Annotated in this window: 12 protein-coding genes; 9 read left to right on the top strand and 3 right to left on the bottom strand. The window is 77.1% G+C overall.

The annotated features are described in order from the left end of the window. Nucleotides 1-364 (bottom strand): ribonuclease P protein component (gene rnpA / locus K1J50_RS17695; protein ID WP_220119084.1); only part of this gene is annotated, 364 nt, incomplete at its 3' end. Between the two features lie 118 nt (nt 365-482). Continuing rightward, nucleotides 483-617 carry a 50S ribosomal protein L34 gene (rpmH, locus tag K1J50_RS17690; protein ID WP_220119082.1) on the bottom strand — a complete coding sequence of 45 codons (135 nt, stop codon included), beginning with the start codon at nt 615-617 and terminating at the stop codon, nt 483-485. 675 nt (nt 618-1,292) lie between these two features. On the opposite strand from rpmH, the gene K1J50_RS17685 reads away from it, so the two are divergent. From K1J50_RS17685 to K1J50_RS17660, 6 genes are all read left to right on the top strand, one after another. Next, on the top strand, nt 1,293-2,183 hold the full coding sequence (locus tag K1J50_RS17685; protein ID WP_220119081.1) for a TVP38/TMEM64 family protein: 891 nt from the start codon (nt 1,293-1,295) through the stop codon (nt 2,181-2,183). Then, nucleotides 2,176-3,609, top strand: coding sequence for a dihydrolipoyl dehydrogenase family protein (locus K1J50_RS17680; protein WP_220119080.1), 1,434 nt, complete (start codon nt 2,176-2,178; stop codon nt 3,607-3,609). Before K1J50_RS17685 ends, K1J50_RS17680 begins: the two co-directional genes overlap by 8 nt. A gap of 50 nt (nt 3,610-3,659) precedes the next feature. Continuing rightward, nucleotides 3,660-4,454, top strand: coding sequence for a 3-hydroxybutyrate dehydrogenase (locus tag K1J50_RS17675; protein WP_220119079.1), 795 nt, complete (start codon nt 3,660-3,662; stop codon nt 4,452-4,454). Then, nucleotides 4,451-5,617: a patatin-like phospholipase family protein gene (locus K1J50_RS17670; protein ID WP_369413640.1), complete on the top strand. Its 1,167-nt coding sequence runs from the start codon at nt 4,451-4,453 to the stop codon at nt 5,615-5,617. The genes K1J50_RS17675 and K1J50_RS17670 overlap by 4 nt, the downstream gene beginning before the upstream one ends. Nucleotides 5,618-5,691: 74 nt before the next feature. After that, nucleotides 5,692-5,901 carry a hypothetical protein gene (locus K1J50_RS17665; RefSeq protein WP_220119078.1) on the top strand — a complete coding sequence of 70 codons (210 nt, stop codon included), beginning with the start codon at nt 5,692-5,694 and terminating at the stop codon, nt 5,899-5,901. Continuing rightward, the gene (locus tag K1J50_RS17660) at nt 5,898-6,707 is read left to right on the top strand and encodes a methyltransferase domain-containing protein (RefSeq protein ID WP_220119077.1); all 810 of its coding nucleotides are present in this window, start codon (nt 5,898-5,900) and stop codon (nt 6,705-6,707) included. Before K1J50_RS17665 ends, K1J50_RS17660 begins: the two co-directional genes overlap by 4 nt. Before the next feature lie 21 nt (nt 6,708-6,728). On the opposite strand, the gene K1J50_RS17655 is transcribed toward K1J50_RS17660, so the two are convergent. Beyond that, nucleotides 6,729-7,580: a polysaccharide deacetylase family protein gene (locus K1J50_RS17655; RefSeq protein ID WP_220119076.1), complete on the bottom strand. Its 852-nt coding sequence runs from the start codon at nt 7,578-7,580 to the stop codon at nt 6,729-6,731. Between the two features lie 271 nt (nt 7,581-7,851). Here K1J50_RS17655 and K1J50_RS17650 point away from each other — a divergent pair, with 271 nt between their 5' ends. The 3 genes from K1J50_RS17650 to K1J50_RS17640 form a co-directional block, all read left to right on the top strand. Beyond that, nucleotides 7,852-8,124, top strand: coding sequence for a phosphopantetheine-binding protein (locus K1J50_RS17650; RefSeq protein WP_220119075.1), 273 nt, complete (start codon nt 7,852-7,854; stop codon nt 8,122-8,124). A gap of 23 nt (nt 8,125-8,147) precedes the next feature. Next, entirely contained in the window at nt 8,148-8,813 is a 666-nt protein-coding gene (locus tag K1J50_RS17645; protein ID WP_220119074.1) for a COG4648 family protein, read from the top strand. Further along, nucleotides 8,803-10,184, top strand: a 1,382-nt coding sequence (locus K1J50_RS17640) for an AMP-binding protein (RefSeq protein ID WP_220119073.1), incomplete at its 3' end; no start/stop codon positions are given. The genes K1J50_RS17645 and K1J50_RS17640, both read left to right, overlap by 11 nt.

The following is a 10,184-nucleotide window of genomic DNA, read 5'->3' as shown; positions in this document are numbered from 1 at the left end:
CCGCGCCGCCCGTCCAGGCGCCGAGCTGGCGCAGCGCGCTTTCGAGGTCGGCCCGCAATTGCGCGAAGTCGCGCCGCGCCGTGCCCTCGCGGCCGACCAGGACCAGGTCCCAGCCGGAGGCGGCCTCCGGGTGCTCGCGGAAGGTCAGGCGCGCGGCCTCCCTGAGCCGCCGGCGGGCGCGGTTGCGCTCCACCGCCTTGCCGATCTTCCGGGTCACGGTGAAGCCGAGGCGCGGCGGCGTCGCGGGAGCCGGGGGCACCGCGGGCGGCAGGGCCTGCAGGACCAGGCCGGGCCGGGCGGCGCGCTTCCCGCGCGCCGCCACCCGCAGGAATTCGCTCCGTCGCTTCAGCCGCGCCGGCGTCAGCCCCGGCGCCGCTCCGGGCGACGGCGGCGTTTCGGACACGGCGGCAGGACCTCGCGGCGGCGGAATAAGGTGGCGGGACGGGCGGAGCGGCGGCGCGCGCCGCGCTCCGCCGGCGGACTCAGGCCGACAGCCGCTTGCGGCCCTTGGCGCGGCGGTTGGCCAGCACCTTGCGGCCGCCTGCCGTCGCCATGCGGGCGCGGAAGCCGTGGCGGCGCTTCCGGACGAGCTTCGAGGGCTGGTAGGTACGCTTCACGGCGGATCTCCCGAGGGCATCCTGGGCCGGCATCGCCGGCGGCCGGCGACAGGCGTCGCGCCCGCCCCGGCGAAGGGGGGCTCCTATAGGGAGGGGCTGGCCGGCGCGTCAACCGCGATGGCGGAAAGCGCGTGCCTGCCGGCCGCGGCGCCGCGCGCGGAGCGCGACTGGCGATGCGCCACCGCACCGCCGTCCGCCTCCGGCCCGCCCACGGCGGCCTTGCCTGCCCGGCCGCACGGTCCCGGTGCCGCGCCACCCCGGGCAGGGGCGCCTAGGCAGGTCTTGGCCGGGCGGGCCGCGGACGGATCGCGGGAGCGCGGGATGGCACGCGGCCCCTCTCAGGCAGGCGCGGATGCCGCAGCATCCCCGGCGCCCGGATCGGCCGCCGCCCGGACCGCCCGCGCGGGCGGGGGGCGCAGCACCTCAACTCATCCACGATGCACGCTCTCTGGGAACCGCCCGCGCGGGCGGGGGGCGCAGACCCGCGCGAGCACGAAGCCGGCCGGTTCCCCCGAACCGCCCGCGCGTGCGGGAGGCGCAGCCGAACGCCGCGATGGCGCCCCCACCGCGCGCGGACCGCCCCGCCTGGCAGATCGCTCTGCCACGCCCCTCTTGCCGCGGCGGAGCGATCTGCCAGCGTGACCCGTCCTGGCGCATCGCGAAGGCGCGTGCCCGATGTCCGATCCCGCTGCCCCGCCGCCCCCGGCCGTCGCCGCCGCGACCGACACCCCGCCCGGCCCAGCCCGCGCGCCGCCCGGAGGAGGGCGCCAGGCGCCGCGCGCCGCGCCCGCCCCGCGCACCGTCGCCGAGGGAGGAGGGCCGGAGCGGGCGCCGGATCCCCCGCCCGGGGCCGCCCGCCGCCTTCCGGCGCAGCGGCTCCTGCCGCTCGCCCTGGTCGCCGCCGCGCTGGTCCTCGCCCACGCGTTCGGCCTGCACCGCCAGCTCTCCCTCGAGGCGCTCGCCCGGCACCACGAGGCGCTGGCCGCGCTCGTCGCCGCGCGCCCGCTCGCCACCGGCGTCCTCTACGTCCTCGCCTATGTCGCCGTCGTCGCGCTCTCCCTGCCGGGCGGCGCGGTGATGACCCTCGCCGGCGGCATCCTGTTCGGTCCCTGGCTCGGCGCCGCGCTGGCCGTGCTCGGCGCGACCCTCGGCGCCTCCCTCCTGTTCCTCGCCGCACGCTCCGCCCTCGCCCCTCTCGTCGCCCGGCGCGCCGGGCCGCTGCTCGCCCGGATCCGGCCCGGCCTCGAGCGCGACGGATTCTTCTATCTGCTCGCGCTGCGGCTGATCCCGGTGGTGCCGTTCTGGCTGCTCAACCTTGCCCCGGCCCTGGTCGGGATGCGCTTCCTCCCGTATGCCGCCGCCACCGCCATCGGGATCGTCCCGGGGGCGGCGGTGTACGCCGGCATCGGCGCCGGGCTGGGCGGGATCGTGGCGCGGGGCGAGACACCCGATCCCTCCGCGCTCCTCTCTCCCGGCATCCTGCTGCCGCTGCTCGGCCTGGCGGCGCTGGCGCTGCTCGGGGCGTGGTGGCGGCGCCGGCGCAGGGGGATGCAGGGGCATGGCTGACTACGACGTGGCGATCATCGGCGCCGGCGCGGCCGGGCTCTCGGTCGCCGCCTTCGCCGCGCAGCTCGGCCTCAGGGTCGCGCTGTTCGAGCGCGGCCGGATGGGCGGCGACTGCCTGAACCACGGCTGCGTTCCCTCGAAGGCGCTGCTCGCCGCCGCCCACCGCGCCCAGGAGGCCCGCGCGGCCGGGCGCTTCGGCATCCGGCTGCCGCCGCCCGAGATCGACTGGGCGGCGGTGCGGGCCCACGTGCGCGGCGCCATCGCCCGGATCGCGCCCAACGATTCGGAGGAACGCTTCCGCGCCCTCGGCGCCGAGGTGATCCGCGCCAGCGCCCATTTCGTCGCCCCCGACGCGATCGAGGCCGGCGCCCGCCGCTACACCTTCCGCCGCGCCGTGATCGCCGCCGGCAGCGCCCCGGCGGTGCCGGCCATCCCGGGCCTCGCCGAGGTGCCCTACCTCACCAACGAGACGGTCTTCGAGCTGGAGGACCCGCCCGGGCACCTGATCATCCTCGGCGGCGGCGCGGTCGGGCTGGAGATGGCCCAGGCCCACGCCCGCCTCGGCTGCCTCGTCACCGTCATCGAGGCGGCGCCGAGCATCGCCCCGCGCGAGGACCCCGAGCTGGTCGAGGGCCTGCGCCGGACGCTGAAGGCCGAGGGCATCGCGCTCCGCGAGGGCGCCGCGCTGCGCCGGGTCGAGCCCGACGGCGCCGGCGGCCTCGCCGCGGTGCTCGCGGACGGCAGCCGGATCGTCGGCACGCACCTGCTGCTCGCGGTCGGACGCGCGCCGCGCCTCGCCGGGCTCGACCTGCCGGCGGCGGGCATCCAGGCGACGCGCCAGGGGATCGCGACCGACCTGGCGCTCCGCTCCGTCTCCAACCGCCGGGTCTGGGCGGCGGGGGACATCGCCGACCCGCAGGGCCTCGGCCCGCGCGCCTTCACCCATGTCGCCGCCTGCCACGCCGCGATCGTCGCCCGCTCGATGCTGTTCCGCCTGCCGGCGCGGCTGGACTACGCGGCGCTGCCGCGCGTGATCCACACCGACCCCGAGCTCGCCCAGGTCGGCCTCACCGAAGCCGAGGCGCGCGCGGCCGGCCATGCGGCGCTCGGCATCCTGCGCTGGCCGCTCTCCGAGAACGACCGCGCCGTGGCCGAGGGCCGGCCGGAGGGGCTGGTCAAGCTGGTGACGACGCCCCGGGGCCGACTGCTCGGCGCCTCCGTGCTCGCCCCCCGGGCGGGCGACATGGCGGGGCTGTTCGGGCTGATGATCGGGCGGCGCCTGCCGCTCTCGGCGCTCGCCGGGCTGGTCCTGCCCTATCCCACCCTGGCCGAGGGGGCGAAGCGGGCGGCCGGCGAATTCTTCCTCCCGCGGCTGCTCTCCCCGGCCATGAAGCGGCTCGCCGACTTGCTCATCCGCCTGCCTTGAGCCTATTGCGGCGCCTGTTGCTGCGCTTGCGAAGGAGCGGAGGCAGTCCCATGGAACGCACGCTGGAGGGCCGCACCGCCCTCGTCACCGGCTCGACCTCCGGCATCGGCCTCGGCATCGCCCGGATGTTCGCCGAGGCCGGGGCGCGGGTGATGCTGAACGGCCTCGGCCGGCCGGAGGAGATCGCCGCCGCCCGGCGTGCGGTCGGCGCCGCCATGGGCGGGGGCGAGGCGCCCTATTCCGACCACGACCTGTCGCGCCCCGAGGCGGTGCGGGCGATGGTCGCCGCCGCCGAGCAGGCGCTCGGCCGGGTGGACATCCTGGTGAACAACGCCGGCATCCAGTTCACCGCCCCCGTCGAGGCGTTCCCCGAGGAGCAGTGGGACCGGATCATCGCCATCAACCTCTCCTCCTGCTTCCACGCCATCAAGGCGGTGCTGCCGGGGATGAAGGCGCGCGACTTCGGGCGGATCGTCAACATCTCCTCCGCCCACGGCCTGGTCGCGAGCCCGTTCAAGGCCGCCTACGTCGCCGCCAAGCATGGCCTCCTCGGCCTGACCAAGACGGTGGCGCTCGAGGTCGCAGAGACCGGCGTGACCTGCAACGCGATCTGTCCGGGCTTCACCCGCACCCCGCTCGCCGAGGCGCAGGTGGTGGCCGCGGCGCGCGAGCGCGGCATCAGCGAGGAGCAGGCGCTGACCGAGGTGGTGCTCGCCAAGCAGCCCTCGAAGCGGTGGGTCGAGGTCCGGGAGGTGGCGCGCCTCGCGCTCTACGTCTGCGGCCCCGACACCGCGAGCCTCAACGGCGCCGCCCTCAGCATCGACGGCGGCTGGGTCGCGGCGTGACGCGGCAGAACGGGGCGCCGCCGGCCGGGGCGAAGGGCCGCGCCGCGGAGCGCGAGGCGGCCGACCGCCTCGCCGCGACCGAGGTGCTCGGCCCCGTCGCGCACGCGGCGCCCAAGCCGGCCTCCCCCTCCCGCACCCCTTCCGGCAAGCGCCGCATCAGCCTCGCCCTGCAGGGCGGCGGCACGCACGGCGCCTTCACCTGGGGCGTGCTCGAGCGCCTGCTCGAGGACGACCGCCTCGAGATCGACGGCGTCTCCGGCACCTCGGCCGGAGCGATCAACGCCGTGATGCTGGTCCAGGGCCTGATCGAGGACGGCCCGGAGGGCGCGATCCGCGCCCTCGACCGCTTCTGGCGCAGCATCGCCGCCAGGCTGACGGTGAGCCCGGTGCGCAGCCTGCCGTGGGAGCGCCTGATCTGGGGCCACGACCTCACCTACTCCCTCGCCTACCAGGCCTTCGAGACCCTGACGCGCGTCCTCTCCCCCTACCAGCTCAACCCCACGCCCTTCGACTACAACCCGCTGCGCCGGGCGCTCGAGCAGTCGGTGGACGTCGAGCTGCTGCGCTCCGCGACGAAGGCGCCGCGGCTGTTCGTCTCGGCGACCAACGTGCGCACCGGCAAGCCGCGCGTCTTCAGCCGCCGCGAGATCAGCATCGAGGCGCTGCTCGCCTCCGCCTGCCTGCCGCAGATCTTCAAGGCGGTGGAGATCGACGGCGAGCCCTACTGGGACGGCGGCTATCTCGGCAACCCGGCGCTCTGGCCGCTCTACGAGCAGGGCGGGCCGCCGGACATCGTGCTGGTGCAGCTCAATCCGCTGGTGCGCGAGGAGACGCCGACCACGCCGGCCGAGATCATGAACCGGCTGAACGAGATCACCTTCAACGGCTCGCTGGTGGCGGAGATGCGCGCGATCGACTTCGTCCAGCGCCTGCTCGACGCCGGGCGGCTGGAGCAGCCGCGCTACCGCCGCCTGTTCCTGCACGTGATCGAGGACGAGGAGCGGATGCGCCGCTTCAAGCTCTCGACCAAGTACAACGGCGACTGGGACTTCCTCCAGACCCTGCGCGGCTACGGCCGCGACGCGGCGGACCGCTGGCTCGCGGAGAATTTCGACAAGCTGGGGCGGGAGAGCAGCCTCGACATCCGCACGCGCTACCTGTGAGGTAGGGCCGAGCGCCGACGGCCGGGAACGGCCGGGCGGAACGGCTCTCGGAAGACGGACCGGGAGGGCGCGGGATGCCGATCGGGACCTCGGTGCGGATCGGGCTGGCCATGGCGGCGGGAATCGCGGGCCTGGTCGCGCTGGCCCGCTGGCGCGAGCTGGCGCCCCTCGGCGATTACCTGGCCGCAGCCCTGTTCGCCGCCTGCGCCGCCTACGCGATGTGGCAGGTGCGCCGGTTTTTCGACGCCCTCGAGCGGACCGGCGACGGGAGCGACGAGGGATGAAGAGCAGCGGCGCGCCGGGCGCCAACCCGGCCTGGGATCCGGCGCAGTACCTGCGCTTCGGCGAGGAGCGGCTGCGGCCCGCCCTCGACCTGATCGCGCGCATCCCCCATCCCGGCCCGCGCCGCGTCGTGGATCTCGGCTGCGGCGCCGGCACGGCCCTGCCGGTCCTCGCGGCGCGCTTTCCCGGGGCGGAGGTCACCGGCGTGGACGGCTCGGCGGCGATGCTCGCCCGGGCCGCGGAGACCGGATTCCGCGTCGTGCGGGCCGACATCGCCGCCTGGGCGCCGGAGGCGCCGGCGGACGTGATCTTCTCCAACGCCGCGCTGCACTGGCTCTCCGGCCACGAGACCCTGTTCCCGCGCCTGCTCGGCCAGCTCGCCCCCGGCGGCGTGCTGGCGGTGCAGATGCCGGCGATGGACGCGGCGCCGTTCCGCCGGCTGCAGTACGAGGTCGCGGCGCGCGGTCCCTGGGCGGAGCGCCTGCGCGGCGTGCGCAGCGCGCCGCCGATCCTGGCGCCGGAGGCCTACTACGACCTGCTTGCCGGCCGCGCCGCCGCGCTCGACCTCTGGCTGACCGAATACATCCACGTGCTGCGCGGCGGCGACGCGCCGTCCCCGGCGCCGCATCCCGTGGTGCAGTGGGCGATGGGCAGCAGCCTGCGCCCCTTCCTCGACGCGCTCGACGAGAGGTCCCGGCCGGCCTTCCTCGCCGCCTACACCGAGGCGGTGCGACCGCACTACCCGCCGCGCGCCGACGGCGCGGTGCTGCTGCCCTTCCGGCGGCTGTTCCTCGTCGCGCGGGTATAGGGCGGCGGCCGCCGCGCCGGCTCATGCCCATTCCGGCCCGAAGGACCGGTCGGCGCCGGCGCGGATGGCCTCCAGCCGGTCGGCGAAGGGCACCGAGCGCCGCCCGGCGAGCAGCGCCCGCAGCCGCGCCTCCGTCCGCCCGCGGTTCAGCCACAGCATCAGGCTCGCCGCGAGCCCGCGATCGCCGTAGCGGCGCAGTTCCTGCGCCGTGTCCAGGTCGTAGGGATGGCAGTAGCTCCAGACGACGCCGTCCGGTGCGGCGCCGACCTGGCGCGCAAAGCGCCGGAGCCGCCAGGGCGGCAGGTAGCGGAGATACATCCCGCCGAGGAAGGGCAGCGCCAGCGGCCCGACCCGGCCGAGCGGGCAGGGCAGCTCCAGCAGCCCGCCCGGCCACAGGAAGGGGCGCCGCGGTGCCCCCGGATAGCCGTAGAGGAGGTTCCGGGCCGGCAGCACCGAGGAGGAGTAGGCGAAGCCCAGCTCGCCGAGGACCGCGGTGGCCCAGGGGGCGGTGGCCGCGGTCAGCGAGAACATCGGCGCGCGGAAGCCGAGCACCGGCGCGCCGCCGAGATCCTCGAGGCGCGCCTTGCTGGCGGCGAGGTCGCGGCGGAACCCCGCCGGCGTCTCGGCGGCGAGCGGGCGGTGCCGCTCGCCATGCGAGGCGAGCTCGTGGCCGCGCCGCGCGATCTCGCGCACCAGGCCGGGGGCGCGGCGGGCAGCCTCGCCGACGACGAAGAAGGTGCCGCGCCCGCCGGCCTCCTCCACCAGGTCGAGCAGCCGGCGGGTCGTGCGCTCCAGGCGCTCGGGGCCCGCTTCCGGATGCAACTCCTCCACGTCCACGGTGAAGGTGATGAGGGCAGGCAGGGCCGCGAACACCGGGGCGCGCCGCGGCGCGCCGGCGAACGCCGCCGCCGCGGCGCGCCCCCCCGCCCTTGAGAGGGCGCTTTGGCGTTGATATCCTTGATCTTCGGCGACGGGGGGCAACGCGATCGTCCGATTGCGTGCTATCCGGGTTTCTGGCATCCCGCCGCCTGATATCGGGCGTCGCGCCGACGCGTAACCCGGGTGGCGCAACTTTCTCCCGGCGGCGGCGCCGGCGCGGCGAGGATGTCCGTTCTCCAACCGGTTGCGAGGCCTGGGACCGAGCATGTCCGCGACTTCGACGATCCCCCTGGAAGCCGAACTCGCCCGCCTGATCGTCGAGGCCCTGCATCTCGAGACCGCGCCGGAGGAGATAGACCCCGAGGCGCCGCTGTTCGGCGAGGGACTCGGCCTCGATTCGATCGACGCCCTCGAGATCGCCCTCGCCATCTCCCGCCGCTACGGCTTCCAGCTCCGGTCCGACGACGAGCGCAACCACCGCATCTTCGCCAGCCTGCGCGCGCTCGCCGCCCACGTCGAGAAGCACCGGACCCGCTAGGGGCGGGCCCGCGGATGGCCGGGGTGCCGCTCGCTCCGCCCGCGCCGGCGCTGACCGGACTGCTCGGCGCCGGCTTCGTGCTGGCGCGCGCCCTCGGCGCGGACGGCATCGCGGCGGCCGACCTGGTGCTGCTGGCCGCGCTCGCGGCGCTGCCCGGGCCGGGGCGGGAGCGGGGGACGCGCCGCGCCCTCCTCGGCGGGCTCGCGGCGCTCGCCGCGGCCGGCGCCGCCCTGCTGCCCCCGGCCGCACGCGCCCGCGCGCTCGACGCCCTGCCCTGCGCGGCGAACCTCGTCCTCGCCCTGCACTTCGCCGCCACGCTCCGCCCCGGACGGGAGCCGCTGATCGCCCGCTACACGCGCCTCGACCGCGGCGCGGTGCCGCCGGAATGCGAGGGCTACGCCCGCGGCCTCACCGCCTTCTGGGCGGGGCTGCTCCTCCTGCTGGCACTGGTCCACGCCCTGGCGCTGGCCGGCGCGCTGGCCCTGCCGGGCGGCGTCCTGCTCGCGGCGAACCTCGCCGCCGTGGCGACGGCGTTCCTCGCCGAGCACCTGATCCGCACGCTGCGCTTCCCGCATCTCGGCACCGCCTCGCCGCTGCGCACCTGCCGCGCCATGCTGCGCGCGGGCGGGCAGGGTGCGGCCGCCGCGGCGCCCGCGCCCGCCCCGGACCGCCGCTGCCATGCCGGCTGACCCAGCCGCCTCGCCGCTGACGCCGCGCCGGCCGGAGGCGGTGCTGTTCCGCCGCGGCGGCGAGGCGATCACCGTCGGGCGCTTCCTGGCCGAAGCGGCGGCGCTGGCGGCGCGGCTGCCGGAGGCCCCCTACGCCATCAATCTCTGCGCCGACCGCTACCTCGCCCTGCTCGGCTTCGCCGCCGCACTGCTCCGCGGCCAGACCACCCTGCTCTCGGCCGAGCGCTCGCCGCACCGGCTGCGCGAGCTGGCGGAGCGCTACCCCGGCGCCCACGCCCTGGTGGACGACGCCGCCACCCTGGCGCAGGACGCCGCGGCCGCCGCCTGCCCGGTCGCCGTGACCGGCTGCGCCGAGGCGCTGGCGGCACGAGGCGGGGCCCCGGCCGCCGCCGCGCCCGCCCCGGCCATCCCGGCGGAGCGGATCGCCGCCATCGCCTTCACCTCGGGCAGCACCGGCGAGCCGACGCCGCACGCCAAGCCGTGGGGCGCGCTGGTCGCCGGCGCGCGCGCCGCCGCCGAGCGCTTCGGCCTCGCCGATCCCGCCCGGCCGGCGAGCATCGTCGCCAGCGTCCCGGCGCAGCACATGTACGGCTTCGAGACCACGCTGCTGCTGCCGCTGCAGGCCGAGGCGGCGGGCCATGCCGGGCCGGCCTTCTACCCTTCCGACCTGGCCGAGGCGCTGGCGCAGTCGCCGCCGCGCCGCCTCCTCGTCACCACCCCGCTGCACCTGCGCACCCTGCTCGCCTCCGGAGCCGCGCTGCCGGCGCTGGAGGCGGTGATCTCGGCCACCGCCCCGCTCGCCGGGGAGCTTGCCGCCGCGGCCGAGAAGGCCTGGCGGACCCGGGTGCTGGAGATCTACGGTGCGACCGAGGCCGGCTCGCTCGCCAGCCGGCGCACCGTCGAGGGGCCGCTCTGGCGCCCCTATGGCGGCATCCGGCTGCGCCGCGGCGCGGACGGCACCGCGCTGGCCGAGGTGCCGGGGCTGCCCCGGCCGGTGCCGCTCGCCGACGAGCTGGAGCTGGGCGAGGACGGCCGCTTCCGCCTGCTCGGCCGGCGCGCCGACGTGGTGAAGCTCGCCGGCAAGCGGGCCTCGCTCGCCGGCCTCACCCGCATCCTCACCACGATCGAGGGGGTGCGCGACGGCGTCTTCGTCGCCCCCGAGGATCTCGACCGCAACCCGCGGGCACGGCTCGCCGCCTACGTGGTCGCGCCCGGCCGCTCGGCGCGCGAGATCCTCGCCGCGCTGCGCGAGCGGATCGAGCCGGCCTTCCTGCCGCGCCCGGTGGTGATGCTGGACGCGCTGCCGCGCGATGCGGTGGGCAAGCTCTCGCGCCGCGCCCTCGCCGCCCTGCGCCCCGCCGCCGCCCGGCG

The organism is Caldovatus aquaticus, from assembly GCF_019458025.1.
Lineage (GTDB): Bacteria > Pseudomonadota > Alphaproteobacteria > Acetobacterales > Acetobacteraceae > Caldovatus > Caldovatus aquaticus.
This window is presented reverse-complemented; position numbering and strand designations above follow the sequence as displayed.